Annotated in this window: 18 protein-coding genes; 12 read left to right on the top strand and 6 right to left on the bottom strand. The window is 52.3% G+C overall.

What is annotated here, in order from left to right:
- Positions 1-99: 99 nt before the first annotated feature.
- Positions 100-1,578, top strand: coding sequence for an anthranilate synthase component I (trpE, locus tag TERTU_RS13865; protein WP_015816820.1), 1,479 nt, complete (start codon positions 100-102; stop codon positions 1,576-1,578).
- Between the two features lie 135 nt (positions 1,579-1,713).
- Positions 1,714-2,466: a P-loop NTPase family protein gene (locus tag TERTU_RS13860; protein WP_015818491.1), complete on the top strand. Its 753-nt coding sequence runs from the start codon at positions 1,714-1,716 to the stop codon at positions 2,464-2,466.
- Positions 2,467-2,549: 83 nt separating this feature from the next.
- Here TERTU_RS13860 and prsR read toward each other — a convergent pair whose 3' ends face one another.
- The 3 genes from prsR to TERTU_RS13845 all read right to left on the bottom strand — a co-directional run bounded on the left by prsR (position 2,550) and on the right by TERTU_RS13845 (position 8,475).
- Positions 2,550-3,920, bottom strand: coding sequence for a PEP-CTERM-box response regulator transcription factor (prsR, locus tag TERTU_RS13855; protein WP_015820210.1), 1,371 nt, complete (start codon positions 3,918-3,920; stop codon positions 2,550-2,552).
- Between the two features lie 41 nt (positions 3,921-3,961).
- The gene (gene prsK / locus TERTU_RS13850) at positions 3,962-5,998 is read right to left on the bottom strand and encodes an XrtA/PEP-CTERM system histidine kinase PrsK (protein ID WP_015816842.1); all 2,037 of its coding nucleotides are present in this window, start codon (positions 5,996-5,998) and stop codon (positions 3,962-3,964) included.
- A 188-nt stretch (positions 5,999-6,186) separates the two neighbouring features.
- Positions 6,187-8,475 carry a DUF1631 domain-containing protein gene (locus TERTU_RS13845; protein ID WP_015817166.1) on the bottom strand — a complete coding sequence of 763 codons (2,289 nt, stop codon included), beginning with the start codon at positions 8,473-8,475 and terminating at the stop codon, positions 6,187-6,189.
- 524 nt (positions 8,476-8,999) lie between these two features.
- Here TERTU_RS13845 and TERTU_RS13840 point away from each other — a divergent pair.
- The 3 genes from TERTU_RS13840 (at position 9,000) to trpC (ending at position 11,524) form a co-directional block, all read left to right on the top strand.
- The gene (locus TERTU_RS13840) at positions 9,000-9,584 is read left to right on the top strand and encodes an anthranilate synthase component II (RefSeq protein WP_015819494.1); all 585 of its coding nucleotides are present in this window, start codon (positions 9,000-9,002) and stop codon (positions 9,582-9,584) included.
- 86 nt (positions 9,585-9,670) lie between these two features.
- The gene (gene trpD, locus TERTU_RS13835; RefSeq protein WP_015818364.1) at positions 9,671-10,696 is read left to right on the top strand and encodes an anthranilate phosphoribosyltransferase; all 1,026 of its coding nucleotides are present in this window, start codon (positions 9,671-9,673) and stop codon (positions 10,694-10,696) included.
- 15 nt (positions 10,697-10,711) lie between these two features.
- Positions 10,712-11,524 carry an indole-3-glycerol phosphate synthase TrpC gene (trpC, locus tag TERTU_RS13830; protein ID WP_015817905.1) on the top strand — a complete coding sequence of 271 codons (813 nt, stop codon included), beginning with the start codon at positions 10,712-10,714 and terminating at the stop codon, positions 11,522-11,524.
- Positions 11,525-11,766: 242 nt separating this feature from the next.
- Here trpC and crp read toward each other — a convergent pair whose 3' ends face one another.
- Positions 11,767-12,402: a cAMP-activated global transcriptional regulator CRP gene (gene crp / locus TERTU_RS13825; RefSeq protein ID WP_018015740.1), complete on the bottom strand. Its 636-nt coding sequence runs from the start codon at positions 12,400-12,402 to the stop codon at positions 11,767-11,769.
- Between the two features lie 283 nt (positions 12,403-12,685).
- Here crp and TERTU_RS13820 point away from each other — a divergent pair, with 283 nt between their 5' ends.
- On the top strand, positions 12,686-13,105 hold the full coding sequence (locus TERTU_RS13820; RefSeq protein ID WP_015819729.1) for an OsmC family protein: 420 nt from the start codon (positions 12,686-12,688) through the stop codon (positions 13,103-13,105).
- A 200-nt stretch (positions 13,106-13,305) separates the two neighbouring features.
- On the opposite strand, the gene coq7 is transcribed toward TERTU_RS13820, so the two are convergent.
- Complete coding sequence (gene coq7 / locus TERTU_RS13815; RefSeq protein WP_015820097.1) at positions 13,306-13,947, bottom strand: 2-polyprenyl-3-methyl-6-methoxy-1,4-benzoquinone monooxygenase; 642 nt, start codon at positions 13,945-13,947, stop codon at positions 13,306-13,308.
- A 63-nt stretch (positions 13,948-14,010) separates the two neighbouring features.
- Here coq7 and TERTU_RS13810 point away from each other — a divergent pair, with 63 nt between their 5' ends.
- A complete protein-coding gene (locus TERTU_RS13810) occupies positions 14,011-15,492 on the top strand; it encodes an AAA family ATPase (RefSeq protein WP_015818275.1) in 1,482 nt (493 codons plus the stop codon).
- A 153-nt stretch (positions 15,493-15,645) separates the two neighbouring features.
- Here the strand turns inward: TERTU_RS13810 and TERTU_RS13805 are convergent, their stop codons facing one another.
- Positions 15,646-17,211, bottom strand: coding sequence for a SulP family inorganic anion transporter (locus tag TERTU_RS13805; RefSeq protein WP_015818735.1), 1,566 nt, complete (start codon positions 17,209-17,211; stop codon positions 15,646-15,648).
- Positions 17,212-17,413: 202 nt separating this feature from the next.
- Here TERTU_RS13805 and TERTU_RS13800 point away from each other — a divergent pair, with 202 nt between their 5' ends.
- From TERTU_RS13800 to cas7c, 5 genes are all read left to right on the top strand, one after another.
- Positions 17,414-18,367 (top strand): helix-turn-helix transcriptional regulator, encoded by a 954-nt coding sequence (locus tag TERTU_RS13800; protein WP_015817314.1) that lies wholly within the window; start codon positions 17,414-17,416, stop codon positions 18,365-18,367.
- A gap of 190 nt (positions 18,368-18,557) precedes the next feature.
- A complete protein-coding gene (locus tag TERTU_RS13795) occupies positions 18,558-21,014 on the top strand; it encodes a CRISPR-associated helicase/endonuclease Cas3 (RefSeq protein ID WP_015817777.1) in 2,457 nt (818 codons plus the stop codon).
- Positions 21,015-21,054: 40 nt separating this feature from the next.
- Positions 21,055-21,765, top strand: a complete 711-nt coding sequence (gene cas5c / locus TERTU_RS13790) for a type I-C CRISPR-associated protein Cas5c (protein ID WP_015818109.1) — start codon at positions 21,055-21,057, stop codon at positions 21,763-21,765.
- Positions 21,762-23,795: a type I-C CRISPR-associated protein Cas8c/Csd1 gene (gene cas8c / locus TERTU_RS13785; RefSeq protein WP_015818588.1), complete on the top strand. Its 2,034-nt coding sequence runs from the start codon at positions 21,762-21,764 to the stop codon at positions 23,793-23,795. Before cas5c ends, cas8c begins: the two co-directional genes overlap by 4 nt.
- Entirely contained in the window at positions 23,792-24,634 is an 843-nt protein-coding gene (gene cas7c, locus TERTU_RS13780) for a type I-C CRISPR-associated protein Cas7/Csd2 (protein WP_015817183.1), read from the top strand. Before cas8c ends, cas7c begins: the two co-directional genes overlap by 4 nt.
- Positions 24,635-24,694: the final 60 nt, after the last annotated feature.

Raw genomic sequence — 24,694 nt, 5'->3', positions numbered from 1 at the left:
TTCGTATACGGGTTCCTATTTCGCGAGCGCTGGCGACGCCAGTAATACGCACGCATTCTTCCCAATTTCCCGTAACACCGAATTTTCAGGTTATCTGTTATGACACCCGAATTGTTTTCCCAATTGGCCGCCGCTGGCCACAATCGTATTCCTGTTCGTCGTGAAGTTCTGGCCGACACAGAAACGCCGCTATCCAGCTATTTTAAACTGGCGAATGGCCCATATTCCTATCTGTTCGAATCTGTTCAAGGCGGAGAGAAGTGGGGGCGCTACTCCATTATTGGCCTGCCAGCCCGCGAGCGCCTTGAAGTCCGTGAAAATACCGTGCAGTTTTTTAACGAGTCGGGGCTGGTGGAATCCAGCGATTGCGACGATCCATTGGAGTTCGTCAAAAACTGGCAGAAAAGTTTCAACGTAGCGGAGGTAGATGGACTGCCCAGCTTTAATGGCGGATTAGTGGGGTATTTTGCGTACGACTGTGTTCGCTACGTAGAGCCTCGCCTGCAGGGCAACGCACCCGACGACGAAATCGGCACTCCGGAAATTTTGTTAATGGTATCCGACGAAATTCTAGTGTTCGATAACCTCAAAGGCAAAATCCACTTGATTGTGCTGGCAGACCCAGCGCGGGCAAACGCCTTGCAGCTTGCGAATGATCGTCTGGATGCTCTGGAGGCGAAACTTGCCAGTGGCCCCGGTAATATTCCGGCAATGCCTGCGATGAATACGTCCAAAGGCATTACTGCGTGCGAAGGCGACTTCGAATCCAGCTACGGGTGCGAGAAATTCCAGGCTGACGTGGGCCGGCTGAAGGACTACATTCTCGCTGGCGACACCATGCAGATAGTACTTTCGCAGCGTATGTCCTACCCGTTCACGGCACCGCCGGTTAACCTCTATCGCGCCCTGCGTTGCCTGAACCCTTCGCCTTACATGTATTTCATGAATCTGGGGGATCACCATGTGGTCGGCTCCAGTCCGGAAATTCTGGCCCGCCTCGAAAACGGTGAAATGACCGTGCGGCCAATTGCCGGAACACGCCGCCGCGGCTACTCCGAAGCGGAAGACAAAGCGCTGGAAGCGGAATTAGTTGCCGACCCAAAAGAAATTGCGGAACACTTAATGCTTATAGATTTGGGTCGCAATGATGTGGGCCGTGTCGCAGAGATCGGTTCCGTCAAGCTGACGGAGAAAATGGTAGTAGAGCGGTTCTCGCATGTCATGCATATTACGTCCAATGTTACAGGCCGACTCAAGGCCGATAAGGACGCCATGGACGTGCTGCGCGCGGCTTTGCCGGCAGGTACCCTTTCTGGCGCTCCGAAAATTCGTGCAATGGAAATCATTGACGAACTGGAGCCGGTGAAGCGGGGCATCTATGGCGGCGCCATCGGCTACCTGGCGTGGAATGGTAATATGGACACAGCAATTGCAATTCGTACAGCGGTTATCAAGGACGGTAAGATTTTTGTCCAGGCGGGCGCCGGGGTTGTTGCTGACTCACAACCAGAGCTGGAGTGGAAGGAAACCATGAACAAAGCCCGCGCTCTCTTCTCAGCGGTCGATTGGGTGGTATAGCCGGTAGCGCCGGGCTCCTGTTCGGCGCGCATCTCGGGTTACTATGATCCCGAGTGGTTAATACTGCATCAGGTGTATGGATGAGCGACAACAGAAAAGGATTTTGAGCGTTTGGATAATTCAGAGGAGTCAGATTTGGAACCTACAGTCGCCAGTGTCACACGAGTACCACTGGAAACCAGTGCACCCAAGGGCGCACAGATCGATAGAATGTCGGAAATCCACCGGTTCAGCAGAACCGAGCTGGATCACCAGAAGATCTTGTATCAGGGTACGCCCCACGACAAAATGCTCAAGGTGTTCCGCGACCTGCGTACCCGGGTATATGCGAAAGCCGAAGGCAAGAATTTCCTGTGCATGGTGACCTCGGTTACCGCCGAAGGTGGCAGCTCTCATGTGGCCAAAAATCTCGCTGCAGCGATTGCGCTCGATAAAACCCGCACCTCGCTTATTGTCGATGCAAACTTCTACGCGCCCTCATTAGACAAGCTGGCGGTTACCGGTACCGATTCGGGTTTAACCGACTACCTGGATAATGGCGAGCTGGGCCTCGAAAATATCATCTATGCGACCGGTATTCCGCGGGTACGTGTGGTGCCGGTTGGCGGTAACACCGAAGGAGCGACCGAGAGACTGTCATCCGGGCGTATGCATGAGTTCGCCGATGAACTGAAAGCGCGTTACGACGACCGCTACATTATTATGGATACACCACCTGCGCAGGAATACGGCGCGGAAACGCGGATGCTCGCCTCGTTATGTGATTTCGTGATTTTGGTCGTGCCTTACGGCATGGCGAGTATGGATGAAGTGAACGCGTGTATTGATACTATTGGCGATAAACGTATCGCTGCCGTGGTGTTCAACTACAGTCAGCAGCCTGCCTAAGCGCTGCTTTAACCCGCTGTGCTGTGTACGGCACACAGCGGGTTTGATGCTCTCGTATTCGTCTTTTCGCTATACCTTTTCCGTCATTCCTGCTGTACCGCAGCGACGTTGACGTTGTATTTCTTCATCAGGTCGTAAAGCGTTGGCCGAGTGACGCCAAGCAGTTTTGCAGTGGCAGAAATATTGTTGTCGCTCATGGTTAGCGCGCGCAGAATGGCCGCCCGTTCTGCGTTGTATCGCACCTGACGCAAGTTCAGGTTGAGGCTTTCGTCCGACACCAAGCCGAGATCTTCCGAGCTGATCAGCTTGTCCTCACACATCACTACCGAGCGTTTCACGCGGTTTTCCATTTCGCGGATGTTACCTGGCCACTGGTAGGCTTCTATCGCCTCTGCGGCTTCCTGGGCGAAACCGGTGATAGGCGCGTTCATTTGTTTAACGTACATGCGTAAAAAGTGTCGCGCGAGCAGCATTTTGTCCCCTTGGCGGTCGCGCAGTGGGGGAATTTGAATTTCCATTTCGCAAATGCGGTAGTAGAGATCTTCGCGGAAGGTGCTATCGGCAACCATTTGCTGCAGATTTTTATTAGTCGCGCAAACAACCCGCACATCAACCGGTATTTCTTCGCGCCCGCCAACCCGCTCGATCACCCGTTCCTGTAAGAAGCGGAGCAGCTTCGCCTGCAGCGGTAGTGGCATATCGCCAATTTCGTCCAAAAACAGGGTGCCGCCGTTAGCGGTTTCCACTTTGCCCAGGGTGCGTTTGTTGGCACCGGTGAACGCACCTTTTTCGTAGCCGAACAGTTCCGACTCCATCAGGTTTTCTGGTACCGCCGCGCAGTTGATCGCAACCATTCGATGTTTTGCACGAGGACTTAACTCGTGAAGTGCTTTTGCCAGAACTTCTTTACCGGTACCGCTTTCGCCGGTGAGCGTACAGGTCACATCCGACGGCGCCAGCTTTTCAATTGTGCGACAGATTTTCAACATTGATGGGTCGCAGGCGATAACACCCTCGAGCGGGGTTTGTGTCTGTTCCTGCAGAATGCGGTTTTGCTCTTCGAGGCTGTGAATGTGGTAAGCGCGCTGCAAAATAAGGTCGAGGGTTTCCGGATTCACCGGCTTTTGATAAAAATCGTACGCGCCCATGGCGACTGCACGCACCGCATTTTCGTAGTCGGCATTACCTGTCATTACGATGATTTTTGCGCTGGGCGACAGGTTTGAAATCTCGCGAATACAGCGGAATCCCTCGTCGACTCCTTCGTCATCGGGTGGTAAACCCAGATCCTGTAACACAATGGGAGGTTCATGCAGCCGAATTGCAGCAATAGCTTCTTCACGGTCGCTTGCACAAATAACTTCATACTGATCAAAATGCCATCGCAGCTGACTTTGCAGCCCCAGATCGTCTTCAACAATTAGCAGTTTCTGTTTGGCGTCAGCTTTACTCATAATTTTTCCAGTAGTTATTTCGGGCCGAATTCGCGTGTTAATCAAACGACGGGTACGGTGATTATAAAGGTAGTGCCCTCGCCGGGGGAGCTTTCCACCGCAATATTGCCACCGAGGCTCTGCGTATACTCACGCGCTTGGTACATGCCAATTCCCATGCCCTTGCCGGTTTTTGTTGTTTCGAAGGGTTTGAACAGGCGACTTTGAATGAAATCAAGCGTCATTCCCGAGCCGTTATCCTCGATACTGATTGCGAGAATTTTGCCTTCTATATCGCCTTCGATATCGATATAGCCATCTTCGTGTGTCGCGTCCTGCGCATTTTGGATAATGTGGGTGAACACCATCACGAGGCTATCGAAATCCGCTTTGGCTTTCCAGTCATCAGACAAGGTGCGCAGGGTCGGTGTTGGTTTCGATTTTTGGCAGCGCCTTATCGCCTCAATAAGCACCTGCTTAACTGGAAATACGGTAATCTCTTCCGGTTCGTTGTGCTGTAACTTGCGCAGCAGGTTTTTCATGCGCACAACAGAATTATTGATGGTGTTCATAGCATCCTCGACAAACGCCGGGTTGTCTTTGTGCTTTTCCGCGTTTTTCACCACCAGTGATTGTTGAGCGATAAGATTTTTTAAATCGTGCATAACGTAGGCAGCCAACTTGTTGAACGCATCGAACTGGCGCGACTCGGCCAACAGTTCCGATTGCTCGTGGCGTTCGAGGTAGCTGGCGACCTGGCGGCCCACGGTTTTAATCAAGTCGAGGTCTTCCCAATTCAGCATGGCTTTATCCTGCGGCTCCGTGAGAGCCATAAAACCGACCAGGCTGTTCTCGTTGAGCAAAGGCAGAATCAGCCACACTTCCGCAAGGTGTTCCACCCACTCCGGTAACAGTTCATTGTGTTGCGCCAGTGCCATGCTCGGTGAGTGAGGCGAAAACACCCACTCCTGCTCCAGCTCCAGGCAAAACTCCGTGGACTCCGGTTCAATCATTTCGGAGATATCCATCACCACATTGACCTGCTGCACGGGCACTAATACCTTGCCTCGTCGCAACCAGAGCGCACCGCCGCGACTCTTAAACAGATCGGCCACAACGTTTATTGCGCGTGTATGAATTTCGTCGGGAGTGGTGGGCTGCGATAGCTGGTTGATCAATCGCAGCCACTCTGCGCGATAGTCGTATTTGTGGCTGAACAGATGTTTATTGATCAGTACTTTGAGGCGCTCGCGGGTAGTATTCGAAGAAAATACGACGGTGATGGAAATCAGCCCGGTTGCCAGCAGCAGGGTGTAGATCACCGTTCCCCAGCTGCCGCCATGCAACTCGACATAGTAGCCGGCGATGGCGAGCAGGGTGAGTAAGGCCCCTGCCAGCGTCAGCGAAGTGGTGTAAAACGCGATGGGGCGAGACAGCGTCAGTTTTGCCGATTGCATTGCCGGCTGGTTAAGGGTCACGACCCCAACGGTCATAAATAAACTGGCTGCCATGGCAACGGCCGCGCGCGCCTGCCACAGGTCTGCACTCAGGCTATAGAGGAACAGGCTTTGTGAGAATAGATAGGCGTCGAAAATAAAAATAAACGCGAGGTTTAAACAGAGCAGTTTTACCAGGCGGTAGTTAAGTACGTTGCGGTAGAGCTGTTCAACACCCAGCAGCGAAATAATCGAAAACAGAATGCCCTGCCAGATAACCAGTTGGTCGATGTGTTTGCCGGTGTAACCCATACCGTCTACAGCGAGGGCGAGCAGCAGGGCAGCGATGGCGACCGCGTACAGCCCGTATTTGTACAACTTTGGCAGTTTGCTGGAACACAGATGCTCCGTGTTGCGCACCAGCGCATATATCCAGGCGGCGTAATGCAGGGTTTCTATGCAGAACAAGCTTCCCGGCGTCGACGGGGCCAGCAAGCTGGTGACGGGAATGGACGCTAGCCAGCCAGCGTGTATCAATGCGGCCAGGTAGAAAGACCAGTGTAGCTGTATGCGCTTGCTGTAAAAAATCAGAGTGAGAGAGAAAATGAAAAACAGCAAGGCTGCGCTTGCGAAGGCAATTTGGGTAACTGTGCTGAATTCCATTTTTTGCTCTTAGTCACTAAAACGTGTGCGGACTGCCAGCATCGCAGCGCATTTTGTCCGGCGAGTGATGCCTGCGTATATTGCAATGCACACACAGCGGCACGTTTTTAAAGGGGAAAGCATAAAAACGGATTCCGCCTCCGGAAGCGAGGCGGCATTATACAGTTATTCGCGCAGTTTGCGCACAGCTATGCAGCTTGGCGCAGTTGGGTAACGACTTTGTCCATCAAACGTTCGAACAGGGGGCGGGAATCGAGAATGCGGGCGCGGTTGAACTGCATATCGTAAGCGAGTTGGCGACGGGTTTTTTCCATCATCTTAAAGCCAAAGCGATTTACAAAGATGTAGCTCTCGGAATCGATTTTACTACTCAACTTGCAGCGCACAGTTTTAGAGGTTTGCTCGTCGTCGTACGATAACCAGACGCCTTCAGGAATATCTTTGGCCTCGAGAAAATACTTGTTGGAAAGCTGTTCATAGCGGGACTGCTGGCGTTCCAGCGCAGTCATGTCTTCCCAGGGCTTTTGGTCGAGATCGGCCTTGCCCAGGGTTTCGATCTGGTGGCGGTTCAGCGGGGCGAAATCGGACTGTGGTGCTTCCGGGTCACTCAGTGAAGCCAGCAGCTCCTCGATAGCCGCTATTTTCTGTAACCGCGCTTCCGGGTTATCGATAGCAATTTCCAACCCGTTTTCCACCCGTTGCAACACTTCAGGTTGCAAGCGCTTTTTGCGCATTAGCGAGCGCTCGTCGTTATGAGGCTGGCACAGCCACATAATATCGCTCACCAGAGATTCAGACTCCACCCACTCGGCGCTGTCATGGCCGTGCTTGAGGTGGGTAATCACCAGTACCTGCAGCCAAGTGTTGGTGAGAAACTCGTTCATGGCTTCCGGCAGGTGCGCGGTTTTCAGTTTTTGGTAAAGCGCATTTTGAGCCGAGGCGCGCGCCTGGCGGATACGGGATTTACCTTCTTCTGTTTGCGTTGTGCGTTTTTCGACCAGATCCGATTTGTGGCTTTCTTTGACAATGTGCTCTTCAAGCTCGGCCAAAAATTCGGCAATAACTTTTTCGTCAGTCTTGTAGAGACGGTTGATAGTTTGAATACCGTCGGCGATTTTGCGGTACAGCGGGTCGCGCTCCAACGGTTTGGACTCATCAAAGCTGAAACCGGCATTGGTAATGGTGTTAATGAGTTTGCGTGCCGGGTGCTCCGCATCTGTCAGGAAGCTGCGATCGTGCAGGGCAATTTTGAGCACTGGAATCTGCAACCGGCAGATCAGCGATTGAACAGCGAGCGGCAGGCTTTCGTCGGACAGCACATTGTCAAAGAACATCGCGATCAGGTTGATGATGTCTTCATCGGGCTGCTCCAGCGCTTGGGGAACTTCGGGGTCGCGCTTGGCCAGCAGTTGATTCACAACGTCGGAAATAATGTTACGCGGTTCGATCGCTGCCAGTTGGCGGTCGACCAACGGCTGTGATTTCGTCAACAGCGACGAAAGCTGCGGCGATGCCATGATCGGCCCGGGATTGCTGGAGTACAGGTAGTAGGTGTAGGGCCCAGTGGAGTTAATCAGCGTGCCGCTGGGAAGTGCCTGCGGTGCGCCCGAGCGGGCCGAAGACATCAAAGCGCTGAGCGTGTTGACATCCAACTGAAAGTTAACTGCCGGTTGGGCGGCGGTTGCCGCTCTGGGCTCAAAAACATCGTGCTGAGCGGCAGCACTGCTGCCGGGATCAGGCGCGTGCTGACCAGGAGCCTCTGCGGAGCGAGAGCGGTGCAATTGACGCGGCACTTTTGGCAGTATGCCTGCATCCAGCAAAATCTGGTTCGCATCCGAATAAATATGACCTAACTGCTTTAACACATGTTTTTCGAACAATTTGAACAGGATGAGCCGCGCTTTAATGGTGACCCTAAGCTGTGTGTTACACGCATCCACAAATGCGTTGGATATCTGCTTCGGGTCCAGCGGGTTGTTGTCTTCGCTCACGGGAATGCGTAACAGCAGATGATCGAGCCGCATCGCCAGTTCGTAGAGTTCCAGCTTGTAGGTGTCGCGGGTGCGGCCTGTCATGTTATTTAGCGCGAGTTCGATCTCCAGGTCGTCGCCTTCGACGATGGAAAGCCCGAGTTCGTCTTCCGCCTGCGCGGTTTCGCGTTTGTTACTGTCGCTGTTGAGCAACTCAGTAAACAGGGTACTTATCTGGCGCAGGAACTCGGTAGCCACACCCTTTTTCTTTATGCGAATTTCGCGCATGGCATCGAAATAGAGGTTTTGCTCGTTGTTACTGGTTGCGCGTTTGGAAAGGTCGTAGAAGAGGTCGTCTGTCGCCGAGAACATGTGATCGAGCAAACGCACCGCACTCTCTTGGGCCTGATTTTGAATATGGCCTAAAAGCTTCGGCGGGTGAACCGGTTTTTGGGAAGACTTGTTCACCAGTTCAATATGGTCTGGTCGATCTTTCCTCGGCGCCATGTTTTAAAACTCTCAAATCGTGTCTTTTGTCGGTGAGCTTATCGTTATAACGTGACCTTATGCACGTTTCGTTCCCGATTATGTGAAGTATGCATTTGCCAAATTTGTGTTGATTTAGGCGCTAATCATGCGGCGTTAACGCATACCTTATGACATAAACAATGCATATTTAATTTTTACGCCAATATCTTGTAGGTAGTAAGTATGGATTTTTTGTCTGGCAGATCACTACATATGCTGATTTTTGTCGGGGGTATTCGATGCCATTTTTCAATGTTGTGAACCAATTCCTTGTTTGCTGCGCTCTTCATATTTCGTCGAGAAACTAACGGCATTGGTGTAGTAATAGCAGGTTTTAACTATTTGTAAAAAAGCCCGACACAATCTTTGGCATGTTTTTGCCGCTTCCAACGACTCATTGGCGGGGCGCCTACCCATCTTTTACAGATAGCCCCTATAATACCGGCCTGCGATATTTCTTAGTCAGCGCGCCAAGCGGCCCGCACACAATCCGGTACTTCGCCATGCTTTTGATGATCGACAATTACGACTCCTTTACTTACAACGTTGTGCAGTATTTGGGTGAGCTAAAAGCCGACGTTCACGTGGTGCGCAACGACGAACTGTCACTGGACGAAATCATCGCGCGCAAACCGGAGCGAATTGTTGTTTCTCCCGGCCCCTGTACTCCCACCGAGGCGGGCGTGTCGGTAGAGGTTGTTCAGCATTTTGCGGGCAAAATACCGGTATTTGGTATTTGTCTCGGTCACCAGAGCATTGGTCAGGCGTTTGGTGGCAACATTGTGCGTGCTCGCGAAGTCATGCATGGCAAGACCTCACCCATTCACCACAAAGGGGTGGGCGTATTTAAAGACCTGACAACGCCTTACCTGGCGACCCGTTATCACTCGCTCGTTATCGACAAAAACACGCTGCCGGACTGTCTTGAAGTGACCGCCTGGACCGAAACCGAAGATGGCCAGCTGGATGAAATTATGGGCGTGCGCCATAAAGACTTCGCCGTGGAAGGTGTTCAATTCCACCCCGAGTCCATTCTCTCTGAGCATGGCCACCAACTGCTAGAAAACTTTTTGCGTGTTGAAGTGTGACGCGAGTGTAAGCACCGGAAATGCCTGCGAGCAGTCAAATTATTGTTAGCCATAAATAAGAACGTAACCATAAATAAGAACTCGCTATGAATATTCAACAAGCCCTCGCTCGCGTAGTTGCGGGCAATGATCTCTCTCAGGACGAAATGGTTGAGGTGATGACCGCAGTGATGAGTGGCCAGGCTACGCCTGCGCAAATCGGCGGTTTCCTGGTCGCCCTGCGCATGAAAAGTGAATCGCTGGACGAAATCACCGGGGCCGCAATGGTCATGCGTGAGCTGGCGACAAAAGTCGAGGTTTCCGCGAACAATTTAGTCGACACCTGCGGCACCGGGGGTGACGGGGCTAACCTCTTTAACGTTTCCACCGCAGCGGCTTTTGTGGTTGCCGCAGCAGGTGGTCATGTGGCGAAACACGGTAATCGCAGTGTTTCCAGTTCCACCGGAAGTGCTGATGTTCTGGAAGCGGCTGGGGTAAATCTCAGCGCGGCGCCAGATGTGGTTGCCCGTGCTATTGAAAATGTCGGCGTTGGCTTTATGTTTGCGCCGGCCCATCACAGTGCTATGAAACATGCGATTGGCCCGCGCAAAGAACTGGCGCTGCGCACAATCTTTAATATGCTTGGCCCGATGACCAACCCGGCGGGCGTCAAGCGGCAGGTTATTGGCGTATTTACGCCAGCATTGTGCCGACCAATGGCGGAGGTGCTGGGCCGCCTGGGCTCCGAGCACGTAATGATTGTTTGTTCCGACGATGGTCTCGATGAGCTTTCCATCGCTGCCCCCAGCCATGTGGCCGAATTAAAAAATGGCGTGGTCACCGAATTTAAAGTTGACCCTGCCGACTATGGCTTTGGCTATAGCGATCTCGATGGTCTCTCTGTTACCAGTGCTGAGGAATCTTTGGGGCTCATTCGCGGCGCGTTTAAAGGCGATACCACCGAGCTGAGCCAGAAAGCGGCTGCCATTATTGCCATAAACGCGGGTGCGGCAATTTATGTTGCCGGTTTGGCTGGATCGATGAAAGATGGCGTTGCCATGGCGGAAGACGCATTGTCCTCTGGGCTGGCCGCAGAAAAACTAAAAGAATTGATTGAATTTACCAACGTTTAACGTTTTACCAAGTTAATGGAAACTCCTGTGTCAGAAACGCCCACCGTACTGAAAAAAATAATTAGCAGAAAATACGAAGAAATTGCGGAGCGCCGTGCAGTGCGCTCCGAAGACGAACTCTTGCGGCAGGCGCGAGCGCATTCCCCGGCGCGCGGGTTTGTTGCGGCCATGGAGTCCAAGTTGCAAGCGGGCGCCTCGGCCGTCATCGCAGAAATTAAAAAAGCGTCTCCAAGTAAAGGTGTGATCCGAGAAGATTTTCAGCCCGCTGAAATCGCGCAGAGTTATTTGAAAGGGGGCGCGGCCTGCTTGTCGGTATTAACTGACGTCGATTTTTTTCAGGGCGCAGATCAATATCTGGTGGATGTAAGGGCGGCGGTGCCTCTGCCGGTTATTCGCAAAGATTTTTTAGTGGACTCCTACCAGGTGACCGAAGCACGGGCTATTGGTGCCGACTGCGTGTTGCTGATTGTAGCGGCGCTAGATCGCACCCAGTTGCACGATTTGAATCAGCAGGCTCACGACCTGGGTATGGACGTGCTAGTGGAAGTGCATGACGCGCAGGAGCTGGAGCTAGCACTTGAATTGCCTAACAAGTTAATCGGTATTAACAACCGCAACCTGCACACCTTCGAAGTCACCCTGCAAACCACATTCGATCTGCTGCAAAAAATCCCGGAAGACAGGATTGTCGTAACAGAAAGCGGTATTTTGGAAATGGCCGATGTGGTTGCAATGCGAGAGCAGGGTGTAAACAGCTTCCTGGTCGGTGAGTCGTTTATGCGCGCGGAAAACCCGGGCGAAAAACTTCAAGCACTGTTTTACTCTTAATTTGTGCTTACTCTTAGCTTGTGGCCAGATAAAGCAGGTCTCAGGTAACCAGGCGGAGCAGTTGACTCGTCGTGGATAAAACTTAACTTGGTTGCAACTTAACTTGGTTGCAATAACGCGACGGTCAAAGCCTAGCGTTAGTTAAAACCTGGCAGTTAACACCTGACTCTTAACGCAGAGAACGGGCTGTTGAAACGGACAAATAAAAAGCGCGGCAATAGATTTGTCGCGCTTTTTTTGTATTAGCGGGTACCGAAAACCACCATGGTCTTGCCCTTGACGGAAACCAGGCCTTGCTCTTCCAGAGTTTTCAGTACGCGGCCGACCATTTCCCGCGAACAGCCAACAATGCGGCCAATTTCCTGACGGGTGATCTTAATTTGCATGCCGTCCGGGTGGGTCATTGCATCCGGCTCTTTGCACAGATCGAGCAAAGTGCGGGCTACGCGGCCGGTAACATCGAGAAACGCAAGGTCGCCCACTTTACGGGTGGTGTTGCGCAAGCGGCGGGCCATTTGAGTACCCAGCGCAAACAAAAATTCGGGGTGGGTTTCCGACAATTCCTGGAATTTAGTGTAGGAAATCTCCGCGATCTCACATTCGGATTTCGCCCTAACCCAGGCGCTACGGTTATCCTGTTCATCAAACAGGCCCATTTCACCAAAGAAATCGCCGTCGTTCAGATAGGCAACGATCATCTCGCGACCTTCTTCGTCTTCGATCAGGACAGTTACAGAACCTTTAATGATGTAATAAAGGGAGTCACTTTTATCGCCCGCGTAAATGAGCGTGCTTTTCGCCGGGTAGCGGCGACGGTGACAATGAGCAAGAAATTCTTCCACATTTTTGATGTGGGGAGTAAGAGACACAGCAACCAAGGTAATACCCTCAAGTCTTCATTCGTTCGTGAGTGGGCGCTCCGCGCAAAAAACCTAGCCGAAATCCGCCACACTTCTAGTTTTTTTGTGGGTTATGACGCGCCGAGTATAACCCGATCACAGCCAGAAACTGAATAGTTTCGCCCGATTCTGCAAAGTGTTCACGGTTTCATTACTAAATATAGCCCGTTTCTTGCACAAAGGCTGAACTAGCGAATTTATGTTAGTCTTTGCGCCCTTTTTGAATTGCAAAATCCCCTCATACACCTAAAAGGTTAAATTTATGCAGGCAACCGTTAAATGGGTCGATGGCGCCCAATTTTTAGCCGAATCTGGCAGTGGTCACAGTGTTGTTATGGATGGTCCTCCCGACCACGGCGGCCGAAACATGGGCGTGCGGCCAATGGAAATGTTACTGATGGGGCTAGGGGGCTGTGCCTCGTTCGACGTGATGAGCATCCTGCAGAAGGCGCGTCAGAAGGTGGTGGATTGCCGCACCGAGCTGACTGCGGAGCGCGCAGACGCCACGCCCGCCGTGTTCACCAAAATTCACCTGAAATTTATTGTTACTGGTATCGACCTGAAAGAAGCGCAGGTTAAACGCGCGGTATCACTGTCAGCAGAAAAATATTGTTCTGCGTCGATTATGATGGAAGCCGCTGGCGTGGAAATCTCTCACGAATTCGAAATTGTGAGTGCCTGACAGGTTTTAACTGCCACAGTTTACAGCTTGTCGGCCGACGAATGGTCGTGCGCTGATTCTGAATTTTGCCGCCACGGACCTTCCCTAAATCGCGATATAGACAAAGTGAAGCGCCAAATCGCCAACGGGCAGCAGCCAAAATGCGCCCAGTCGGCGGTAGACCCAGTGGGTTGATGCAGATTTCAGGATGGAAGACGCAATTAGATGCGATAACTGGTTTCTGTCATCAGCTTGGAGACGCCAGTCATCACCGCCTTGATTGGCCCCGGAAAGCGCGAGCCACCCGCATCCAGTGCCGTATGGGCGTGTTTGGCTTCATCTTCCAGCATTTGGGCGACAATCGCCCGGCTGGGTGTATCTCCTTCGGGTAACTTCTTCAAGTGTGATTCCAGGTGCTTGCACACCTGTTGTTCCGTGGCGGCGACAAAGCCTAGGCTGATTTTGTCGCTGATTTTGCCAGCCGCTGCGCCAATCCCAAACGACAACCCGTACCACAGTGGGTTCAGCAGGCTGGGGCGACTGCCCAGGTCGCGAATCCGGGTTTCGCACCAGGACAGGTGGTCAATCTCCTCATCGGCGGCCACCTCCATTTCTGCCCGCACTGCTGGCAGTTTTGCCGTTAGTGCCTGGCCCTGGTAAAGCGCCTGTGCACACACTTCGCCAGAATGGTTTACCCGCATCAGGCCCGCTGCGTGTTTGCGCTCCTTGTCGGAGAGAGAGTCCTCCGCCACCGCAGGCTCCGGCGCCTCCCGGTTCACCGGCTGAGTGCCGGGGGTGAGGGTTCGCAACGCCCGGTCTGCACCGGCGATGAGGTTATCGATCAGGGAGTATTGTCTGCTCATAGGGCACCTGCGTGACAGAAAGAAATCACCTTATATAATGAGCCCGCACACTGTGAGGGGCTTATGGATAATAACGATTTACGGTTAATTCTCAACACCAATGCGGCTTTGGTTGTTATAGAAACATACGACGAAGCGCGCACTATCGATCTGCTCAAGGCAGAATTTGCCGATCTGGGCCTCCCTGCATGGCGCTGGAGTGTGAGTGAAGGGCTGGGCCCGCTGGGATTTGGCTTGGAGCTGGCACACCCGGAGCAATACAGCGACCCATTAGTGGCGCTGCGCTACATAAAAGAGTATCGCGCACGCGGCGCCTTTGTCCTGTGCGACATTCACCCCTTTCTCGACGAAGCCAAGGTGGTGCGCATGCTGAAGGACGTTGCGCTCAATTATTCCCAGTGCCCACAACGGGTGGTGTTGGTCAGTCATGCACTTAAGCTGCCGCCGGAGCTGGCCCGCTATGCGGTTTCCACCGAAATTTCCCTGCCCAACGACGAAGAAATTCTGGCACTGGTGCGCGAGCAGGCCCGTACCTGGGCCGAAGAAAACGGCCAGTCGCGCATTAAAACCGACAATCAAACCTTGCAAAAACTTGTGAGCAACCTGCGCGGCCTCACCCACCGGGATGTAAAACGCCTGGCCTACGGGGCAATTGCCGATGACGGCGCGATTACTGAAAGCGACCTGCCAGAGATTACCCGCGCGAAATTCAACCTGATGGATATGGAAGGCGTACTCCATTTTGAATACAGCACGGCTCACCTGAAGGAGGTCGCCGGGCTCAACCGCCTTAAATCCTGGCTGGACGACCGCGCGCACGCCATGCACAGCAGCGCAAGTACCAACCCGTTGGACCCGCCTAAAGGTGTGTTGTTGTTCGGGGTGCAGGGCGGTGGCAAAAGCCTCGCCGCCAAAGCCATTGCCGGGGTGTGGGGCCTGCCCTTGTTGCGCCTGGATATGGCCGCGTTATTTAACAAGTTTATTGGCGAAACCGAGCGCAACCTGCGCGAAGCCCTAAAACTGGCAGATTTAATGAGCCCTTGCGTGCTCTGGCTGGACGAAATAGAAAAAGGCATGGCGCAAGGCAATGACGACAGCGGCACCCCAAAACGCCTGCTCGGCACGCTGTTAACCTGGATGGCCGAACGCAAAAGCCGGGTGTTTATGGTGGCCACCAGCAACGACATCAGCCAGTTACCGCCTGAATTAATGCGTAAAGGCCGCTTCGACGAAATCTTTTTTGTGGATTTGCCAGACGAGTCTGTAAGGGAATCCATATTTAATATTCATCTGCACAAACGCAGCCTCAATATTGCCGACTTCAATCTGCCAATGTTGGCAGTCATGACAGAAGGTTACACGGGTGCGGAAATAGAGCAGGCAATTGTGTCGGCAACCTATACCGCTGCTGCACGCCAGTCGCCGGTAAACGATACCTTGCTGCGCGATGCCATTCGCCAAACGCAGCCGCTTTCCGTGGTTATGGCAGAAAAAATACAGGCGTTGCGAGCCTGGGCGGAGGAGCGAGCGGTAAGAGCGAATTAGTGGCGCTGCCGTGTTTGAAAGCAGGCTCTGGTGCTAATTGAGAGGAAAAGAATAAATCTAGCCGAATATAAAGGGCGGGCGAACCTGCCGGTACTTCACCGGCTGCAGGCCGCCCACATAAGGCTGTTGTTTTTTTGTGAGTGTATTCCCCGATCAGTTCGCCAACTTGTCGGTGGCGACATGGTATTGCGGGTCGAGAATACTTACTTCGCATAAATCCCGCGCATTATTCAGCAGTTCCCGGCACTCGGGGCTGAGGTGGCGCAGGTGCAAGGTCTTGCCTTGTTTTTGATAGCGTTCAGCCAGCGCATCCAGCGCTTCAATACCGGAATGGTCGCTAACGCGAGAGCGCTGGAATTCAATAATTACATCGCTGGGGTCATTTTCCGGGTCGAACAACTCTTTAAAGTTGGCAACCGAACCGAAGAAAATAGGGCCGCGCAATTCGTACACTTTGCTGCCTTCTTCGTTTATATAGGTTTCCACATAAATTAATTGCGCGTGTTTCCAGGCGAATACCAGGGCGGACACAATCACGCCCACGATTACCGCAATCGCCAGGTCGAACGCGACGGTAACGCCGGACACCAGCACAATAATAAACGCATCCGTCGCGGGAATTTTGCGAATAATACGGAAGCTGGACCACTCAAACGTGCCGAGCACCACCATAAACATCACACCCACCAGCGCGGGCAGCGGAATTAATTCAATCAGCGATGCACCGAACAAAATCAGCAGCAACAACACCACCGCAGCCGTAATACCCGACAAACGACCGCGACCGCCAGAATTAATATTGATCATACTCTGGCCGATCATCGCGCAGCCGCCCATGCCGCCGAATACGCCGTTAATGCTATTGGCCACACCCTGGCCGACACACTCGCGGTTGCCTTTGCCCCGGGTATTGGTAATTTCATCGATAAGTGTGAGCGTTAGCAGCGATTCAATTAAACCTACGCCGGCAAGAATCAGCGAGTAAGGGAAAATAATTTTTAAGGTTTCCCAGGTAAAAGGCACGGAAGGAATAGCAAAGCTCGGCAACACGCCTTCGAGCGTTGCGTTCGCGGCCTGGTCTGCCGGGAGCATATCTTTTACAAAATCGATCACCGAGCGCGCCGGTAAATCGAGGCCAATCACCAGCAGGGTTACCACCACAATGGCCACCAGCGAAGAGGGCACCGCCGTGGTCAGCTTGGGTAGAAAATGGATAATCAACATGGTCAGCAGAATCAGCCCTGCCATCACATACAGCATTTCACCTTGCATCCAGTGAAAATCGCCAGCGGCGTCCGCCACTTTAAACTGGTTTAACTGCGCCAGAAAAATCACAATCGCCAGGCCGTTAACAAAACCCAGCATCACCGGGTGCGGCACCATGCGAATGTATTTACCTAAACGTAACAACCCCGCGGTAATTTGTAGGAAACCACACAGCACCACCGCGGCAAATAAATACTGCACACCGTGTTCGGCCACCAGAGAAACCATCACCACCGCCGTGGCACCGGTCGCGCCGGAAATCATCCCCGGGCGGCCGCCAATCAGCGAGGTAATCAAACCCATCATAAATGCCGCGTACAACCCCACCATGGGTTCAACGCCGGCCACAAAGGCGAAGGCAACCGCCTCTGGCACCAAAGCAAGGGCGACCGTAGTGCCGGAAAGGAGATCGGCACGCACGCTGGTGGAAGACCGCGTAAGCAAATTAAACATAACAACAACACCGTCAGTCACGCTGACACTGGGGCACAGCGCGCTGTGCACTCAAATAAAAGGCTGGGATTGCACCGGAGCTGGCGCGAGAGGGGCGGCATTCTAGCAGAATTGCCCCCCCATCCCAAGGCGTGGTCACACCAGCCACAGGTGCGTGAATGGCGCTTGTGTGATCTAATGCTGCAAAAAAAGAACCGTGCTTATGGATAAGTTCGACCGCTTTCAATTGTTGCACCGAGTCTTCACCACCCGTAAACGCCCCGTGCCTCTTAAAGTTCTAGCCGAAAAGCTGGAATGTACCGAAGGCAGCGCCAAGCGGCTGATTCACCAGCTGCGCGATTACTGGCAGGCGCCGCTGGAATACGACAGCGAAAGGCGCGGCTGGTATTACCACCCCGACACCACGTTTGAACTGCCGGGGCTGTGGCTTACCGCAGCTGAATTGCAGTCGCTCACTGCGCTGCTGCACCTCATCGAGAATATTGGGGAGGGCATGCTCGGCGATGAGCTGCAGGTGGTGGAGCGCAGCATTCACAAGCTGATTCAAGCCCGCGGCATCGACCCCGCCGCTGTTGCCCGTCACATTAAATATTTTGCCATCAGCAAGCGCCAAACCCACTACCAAATATTTGCCACGGTGGCAGAGAGCCTGCTCAAAAAGCGCCAGCTCACACTGCTCTACCAAGACTACCGCAACCAAAAAACCACCCGCACAGTAAGCCCGCAAACCCTGGTGTACTACCGGGAAAACTGGCATCTGGACGCCTGGTGCCACCTGCGCAATGGCCTGCGCACATTCGCGCTATCGCGCATTCAGCGCGCGGACGCGGCAACCGCTGCCGCGAAAGAGGTGCCCGCCAGCGAACTTGCCTCGCATTTTGCCGACAGCTTCGGCATTTTCTCCGGCCCCGCCAAATACCAGGCCAAACTCCGCTTCTACCCGGAAGTCGCCCGCGACCTCGCCAGCCAGCAATGGCACCCGCAGCAAGTGGGCGAATGGGAAGGCCAGAATTACCTGCTCACTATTCCTTACAACCAGGACGCCGAGCTGATTATGGAAATACTCAAATACGGCAATAACGTAGAAGTGCTCGCCCCAGCCACCCTGCGCGCCCGGGTAAAAGAAAAATTGCGCGCTGCCTTGCAGCTTTATTAGGGCAGGTGACTGGCGGGGGGTTTTGTGTAAGGCAGGGTCAAAATTCACGCTGGGTATTTGTCCAGTGCATGTTTTGAATAGGTGGGTGGGTAGGATAGATAGCAGGCCTCAGGCAGGGGGTGGTTGAATCAGGCTAAATTACGTTCCGGCAACCCGGCAGGGTCACCGAACCATAAAAGGAGGGATTACCATGGATTACATTGCACACATAAGGGCAACTGGCGAACGCCAACTATTGCAAACGCACCTGAGTGAAGTGGGGGAACTTGCCGCAAGCTTCGCGGAAAAAGTGGGGTTGGCGGAGGCCGGCAGGCTCCTGGGGTTGTTGCACGATTTTGGCAAATACAGCAATAGCTTTCAGGCCTATATCAAGTCGGCAAACGCTGATTTGGATCGCGATGACGCGGATTTTGTCGATCCGGTAGCGATGAAGGGCAAGATAGACCACTCCACCGCAGGTACACAATTTATATGGAAGCTACTGCTAGAGCGCTACCCTGCCGTTGGTAATGTACATTGTGTAGCGCAAATTCTCGCAATATGTATCGCGTCTCATCACGGCGGGTTAATCAATTTTTTAGACCAGTCTGGTGATAACCGCTTTAACATCCGGCTCGCGAAAGCTGATGACCTCACCCACTACACAGAATGCCTTGAGAATTGTGGTGAAGTATTTCGAGAAGGCATTCAGTCCCAAGTGAACAACGAATTTTTAAGGTCATTTATTGTTGTCCTCAAATCTATGTACCCGGCCGATGCTAAACAAACTATCGCGTTTTTTTACTTAGGGTTCTGCACACGCTTTTTGTTTAGCTGCCTGGTGGATGCTGACCGCATAAACAGTATCGAATTCGATAACCCCAAGGCAAAGGCGCTGCGACTTAAGCGAAAAAAACAATTTTCCTGGGATACCGCCATAGAACGTCTGGAAGCTTATCTATCCACGCTGGATACGAACAAGAGTATAAACCGCTTGCGCGCACAAATATCACTAGACTGCCTGAATAAAGCCGCTAGCCCCACGGGTTTGTTCAAACTTAGTGTGCCTACCGGCGGCGGTAAAACTCTGGCAAGCCTGCGCTTCGCGCTTCAACATGCCAAGTTAAATAAGCTGGATCGCGTAATTTATATCATCCCATACACCTCGATCATTGAACAAAATGCGCATGTCGCCAGGGAGGTCTTGGAGCACGCTGGCGATGAGTTCAGTTGGGTGCTTGAGCATCATTCAAACCTGGAGCCGGAGCTACAAACCTGGGAGTCGAAGCTGCTTTCTCAAAATTGGGATGCGCCGGTTGTCTTTACAACCATGGTTCAGTTTTTAGAGGCGCTATTTGGGGGCGGCACGCGAGGAGCCCGCAGGATTCACCAGTTGGCGAGGAGCGTGCTCATTTTTGATGAAATTCAGACGTTGCCGGTGCGATGTATGCATTTGTTTTGCAATGCGATTAACTTCCTGACCCAATCAGCTAACACCACTGCGGTCATGTGTACAGCTACGCAACCACTCTTGGATCGGCTATCTAAGCCGGAGCTGGGGCAGCTTGAATTTTCCTCGGGTGCAGAACTGGTTGAAGACCCCACCGCGCTGTTTGCATCGCTAAACAGGGTGTCGGTAGAAGACCTATGTAAACAGCCGGGTTGGACGGAAAGTGAAATTGTTGAATTGGTGTTGGATACTTACAAAAAAAATAAAACTTGCCTTGTGATCGTAAATACCAAGGCCTGGGCTAAGCGGCTGTTTGAGCGCTGCGGTGAGTTTCTGCCTGCGGATAATATTTATCACTTAAGTACCAACCTCTGTGCGGCTCACCGTGAGGATATTTTTAAGGAAGTCAGAATGCGGTTGGAGGCAAAGCGCCCCACCTTATGCATATCCACCCAGCTAATTGAAGCCGGTGTCGATATTTCGTTTGCCAGTGTTGTCAGATTTCTTGCAGGTCTGGATAGCATTGCTCAGGCCGCGGGCCGCTGTAATCGCAACCGTGAGCTGGAAGACGAGTCCGGAAACGCGGCCTTGGGGCACGTTTATATTGTTAGCCCGGAGGACGAAAATCTGGGTTCCCTGGTCGATATTCAACTCGGTCAGGCGGCTACTCGCCGAGTGCTTGGCGAAGGCTTTTCAAACCTATTATCGCCAGAGGCGATAGAGCGTTACTTTTTTTATTATTTCAGTGATCGTAAGGACGATATGGCGTATCAGCTCCAGGAAAAATCGCTGGATAAATCCGAAAATATTGTGCGCTTGCTGTCAACCAATCACGCAAATATGGCCTATAAGCAGCCTCCAGCTAAACACCTTCCTCAACTACAGCAGTCGTTCGCCGATGCGGCAAAGCACTTTAAAGCCATCGACGCGCCGACAGTAGGAATTATCACACCCTATGGCGAAGGCCAGGAAATTATAAATGAGCTGTGCGGTTTAGATCGGTATACGGAGCGCGATCGAATGCGCGAACTGCTGGCGCGAGCGCAAAAGTTCTCGATTAATATCTATGAGAATCTATTCAACGAATTGCGTTCTCTGGAGGCCATCTTAGAGGCGCAGCATGGCTTGGAAATCTACTATCTGAAACAAGAGTACTATTTGAACGAAAGCGGGCTGAGCGTTGAAGGGGGGGCGCTTCCCTTCTTGTTCGATTGTTAGTGGTGGTAAAGCGGACTAATTATTTTTTCAGGAGGATTATATGGAAAAAAATAACAGTATTTCGTTTCGACTGTGGGGGCGTTATGCGCTTTTCACAGATCCAGTAACCAAGTTGGGTGGTGAAAAACTGAGCTATCACTTGCCAACCTATGAAGCGATCAAAGGAGTACTTAAATCGATCTACTGGAAGCCGACGCTTATTTGGCATGTTGACAGGGTGAGGGTGCTGAAGCAGTTCCGCACGGAAGCCAAATCGATGAAGCCGCTCGATTGGGGCGGGGGCAATACGCTCAGTATTTACACCTATTTGCGGGATGTCGAGTATCAGGTAGAGGCGCACTTTGAATGGAACCTTCACCGACCGGAGCTGGAAAAAGACCGCATAGACGGCAAACACTTCTCGATAGCCAAACGCATGCTGGAGCGGGGCGGTCGGCAGGATATTTTTCTGGGAGTACGGGATTGTCAGGCCTATGTAGAACCCTGTGAGTTCGGCGCTGGGCCAGGTTGCTTTGATGAGCTGGAACAGCTCGATTTTGGGCTGATGTTCCACGGTTTCGATTACCCGGACGAATCCGGCGAGCCTGCGCTATACAAGCGTTTCTGGCGCCCGGTAATGCGGCATGGCGTAGTCGAATTTCCTCGCCCGGAGGTGTGTGAACACCGCGAATATGTTCGGCCTATGTCAGTGAAGGCATTTGCGGAGGGCAATAATTTGAAGGGCGTTGTTGCCGAGGAGGCTCTCCTATGAGCTGGATGGCGCAACTCTACCAAACCTACGAAAACTGTGTAGACATGGACTTGCCTATTGAGCAGCGTGTAATGCCTATCTGCCATACGCCGCAACAGGTGCATATTCATGTATCTATAGACGATCAAGCCAATTTCATTAGCGCAGAGGTTCTCGAAAAATTTTCCGTTGTTCTCCCCGCGACAGAAAGTTCGGCAAGCCGATCAAGTGGAGTAGCGCCGCACGCGCTAGCAGACAAACTGCAATATGTTGCTGCCGATTTCGAGCACTATTCGACGAGCAGAAAACCCTTTTTTTCCGCTTATAGTCAGCAGCTGGCCGCCTGGTGTGAGTCGGAGTATGCCCACCCCAAGGTTCAGCTAATCTATCGATACCTCACGGCCAACAATTTAATTGCCGACCTGATTAAACACGGTGTCTGCTGGGTAGACGAAAATAACAAATTCCTCGAGGCCTGGGATCAGGACGCTACTGGCAGAGATACGGTACCGCCAATATTTAAGGTGCTCACCAAAACACAAGGCGTTATCGATCAGGGCAATGCGCTCGTTTGTTGGAGTGTTCTATTGCCGGGAGACCCACAGAACAAAACATGGGAGGACGAATCCATTCGAGAATCGTGGATTCGCTTCGATTTAAGCAATGCAGGTGAATCTAAGTTTTGTTATATCACGGGAGCGAATAAACCGGCTGGAAAAAACCACCCCGCAAAAATTCGCTACGGCAGTGATAAAGCCAAACTTATTTCCTCCAACGACAATAGTGGCTTCACCTATCGTGGCCGATTCGTCGATCCCCAGCAAGCAGCGACCGTGAGTTTTGAAGTCTCGCAAAAAGCGCATAATGCGTTGCGTTGGCTGATTGACCGGCAGGGCTCCAAAGGCCGCAACGGCGAGCAGGTTGTTTTGGCCTGGTCTACCACTGGCGTACCTGTACCCAATCCAATTGTTGACCCAGCCGAGTGGGGTGATGAACTGAGCCCCAATGGCCCGGAGGTGAGCGTGGCCGATTCCGAGATCCCGGATTACGGCAGAAACTTCGCATTCTATCCGGCTCAGGCGCTCAAACGTAAAATACAGGGTTTTGCTGAGCAGTTGCACATAAACGACAGCATTAACATTTTGGTATTGGACTCCGCCACACCCGGAAGAATGGCCGTAAGCGTCTACCTGAATTTTTTACGTGATGACTACTTTGCAAGCCTGGAAAACTGGCAAACCCATTTTTGCTGGTGGCAGCGGTTGAGCGCAGAAAAGCAGGATAAAAATCGCCGCTTGTATTATCAGCGGTGGCGGGTGGAAGCTCCCAGCATCTGGAAAATTGCGGAAGCGACTTTTGGCGAAGCGATTAAAAATAATGACAAGCTCAAGCGAGCGATTGTAGAACGACTCCTACCCAGTATTCTGCTTAACCGCAACATTCCCGATGACATCTATCAGCGTTGTATCCAGCGTGCCTGCCAACGCAGTGGCAAAGAGCCTTGGGAATGGGAGCGGGATTTGGGTGTGGCCTGCGCGTTGTTCAGCGGGTTTCATCATCCAGACAGACAAATTAAACCAGAGCGACAGAGGACGTACACAATGGCGTTAGATACTAACTACACATCGAGAGATTATCTTTATGGGCGGCTGCTAGCTGTCGGGGAGCTGATAGAAACCTGGTCGAACGAGGCAATGCGGATACCCGCGCGAACTACGCATGTTAGCCGGTTGTTTCAGAGGTTTTCAGACCGGCCTGCTACTACCTGGTTAACCATAGAAAAACACCTTGCTCCTTACCGTCAGAGGTTGAAAACCCGTTCGTGGCCAAATAGTAAAGCATTGGAGGGCACGCTCGATCAGATATTGAGCTTGTTCGATACAACGGACTTTAATTCGGACGCTAAGCTCAGTGGAGAATTCCTGCTCGGCTATCACTGTCAGCGCCTGGCGCTGGATGAAGAGAGAGCGGAACGTCGAGCAAAAGCAAAAGCAGACAAAAATATTGACACTGAAGACGAAGAAATATCGACAGAAGGAGATGCAGCATGAGTTCACTAACTAAAAAAATTGATTTCGCTATTGTTGTCCGGGTTAAAAATGCCAATCCCAATGGCGACCCGTTGAACGGCAATCGACCACGCATTGATTACGATGGCTTTGGCGAGATTTCCGATGTGTGTTTGAAGCGAAAAATACGTGATCGTTTACTCGATGCAGGTCAAACCGTATTTGTGCAATCAGATCAAAAAAATGTGGATGGGATGAAAAGCCTGAGGGAGCGCGCGGAATCCGAAGAATTTGGCCTGGGTAAAGCCGTGTTGGATTCCAAGAAAACGCCTGTCGATAAAGCGGCGCAGTTGGCCTGTGAAAAATGGTTCGACGTTCGTGCATTTGGGCAATTGTTTGCGTTTAAATCCGCAGGTAAAGACGGTGTTTCCATTCCTGTTCGGGGCCCGGTAACTGTGCAGTCCGGTTATAGCTTGGCACCGATTGGCATCACCAGTATTCAAATCACCAAGAGCGTAAGTGGGGAAGGCGACGGTAGCAAGAAAAGTTCCGATACCATGGGCATGAAACACCGCGTGGATAACGCCGTGTACGTGGCCTATGGAGCGATGTCACCACAGCTAGCGGAACGCACAGGCTTCACTGACGCAGACGCCGCCATATTAAAAGAACTCCTCCCCAAGTTGTTTGAGGGCGATGCATCATCGGCCAGGCCAGAAGGCAGTATGGCGGTGGAACAGGTCGTTTGGTGGGAACACAGCAGTAAGCAAGGTCAGTATTCATCTGCAAAAGTACACGGTTCCTTTTCTCCAAACTCAGACGGCGAGTTGAGTATCACTCCGCTGCCGGGTCTGGAGCCGGAAATTCTCCAAGGATTCTAACGATCCAACTGCAGTCAGGCTGGACAGCTTCGGCCTGACTGCAACATTTGCTGAGAGTAG

The organism is Teredinibacter turnerae T7901 (assembly GCF_000023025.1).
Lineage (GTDB): Bacteria > Pseudomonadota > Gammaproteobacteria > Pseudomonadales > Cellvibrionaceae > Teredinibacter > Teredinibacter turnerae_B.
Note: the sequence above shows the minus strand (reverse complement) of the source record. Positions and strands in the feature narration are given on the sequence as shown.

What these genes read in the sequence shown, in the direction of transcription:
- trpE (WP_015816820.1), top strand. Translation starts at nt 100, where the DNA reads ATGACACCCGAATTGTTTTCCCAATTGGCCGCCGCTGGCCACAATCGT.
- prsR (WP_015820210.1), bottom strand. Translation starts at nt 3,920, where the DNA reads ATGAGTAAAGCTGACGCCAAACAGAAACTGCTAATTGTTGAAGACGAT.
- prsK (WP_015816842.1), bottom strand. Translation starts at nt 5,998, where the DNA reads ATGGAATTCAGCACAGTTACCCAAATTGCCTTCGCAAGCGCAGCCTTG.
- TERTU_RS13845 (WP_015817166.1), bottom strand. Translation starts at nt 8,475, where the DNA reads ATGGCGCCGAGGAAAGATCGACCAGACCATATTGAACTGGTGAACAAG.
- TERTU_RS13840 (WP_015819494.1), top strand. Translation starts at nt 9,000, where the DNA reads ATGCTTTTGATGATCGACAATTACGACTCCTTTACTTACAACGTTGTG.
- trpD (WP_015818364.1), top strand. Translation starts at nt 9,671, where the DNA reads ATGAATATTCAACAAGCCCTCGCTCGCGTAGTTGCGGGCAATGATCTC.
- trpC (WP_015817905.1), top strand. Translation starts at nt 10,712, where the DNA reads ATGGAAACTCCTGTGTCAGAAACGCCCACCGTACTGAAAAAAATAATT.
- TERTU_RS13820 (WP_015819729.1), top strand. Translation starts at nt 12,686, where the DNA reads ATGCAGGCAACCGTTAAATGGGTCGATGGCGCCCAATTTTTAGCCGAA.
- coq7 (WP_015820097.1), bottom strand. Translation starts at nt 13,947, where the DNA reads ATGAGCAGACAATACTCCCTGATCGATAACCTCATCGCCGGTGCAGAC.
- TERTU_RS13810 (WP_015818275.1), top strand. Translation starts at nt 14,011, where the DNA reads ATGGATAATAACGATTTACGGTTAATTCTCAACACCAATGCGGCTTTG.
- TERTU_RS13805 (WP_015818735.1), bottom strand. Translation starts at nt 17,211, where the DNA reads ATGTTTAATTTGCTTACGCGGTCTTCCACCAGCGTGCGTGCCGATCTC.
- TERTU_RS13800 (WP_015817314.1), top strand. Translation starts at nt 17,414, where the DNA reads ATGGATAAGTTCGACCGCTTTCAATTGTTGCACCGAGTCTTCACCACC.
- TERTU_RS13795 (WP_015817777.1), top strand. Translation starts at nt 18,558, where the DNA reads ATGGATTACATTGCACACATAAGGGCAACTGGCGAACGCCAACTATTG.
- cas5c (WP_015818109.1), top strand. Translation starts at nt 21,055, where the DNA reads ATGGAAAAAAATAACAGTATTTCGTTTCGACTGTGGGGGCGTTATGCG.
- cas8c (WP_015818588.1), top strand. Translation starts at nt 21,762, where the DNA reads ATGAGCTGGATGGCGCAACTCTACCAAACCTACGAAAACTGTGTAGAC.
- cas7c (WP_015817183.1), top strand. Translation starts at nt 23,792, where the DNA reads ATGAGTTCACTAACTAAAAAAATTGATTTCGCTATTGTTGTCCGGGTT.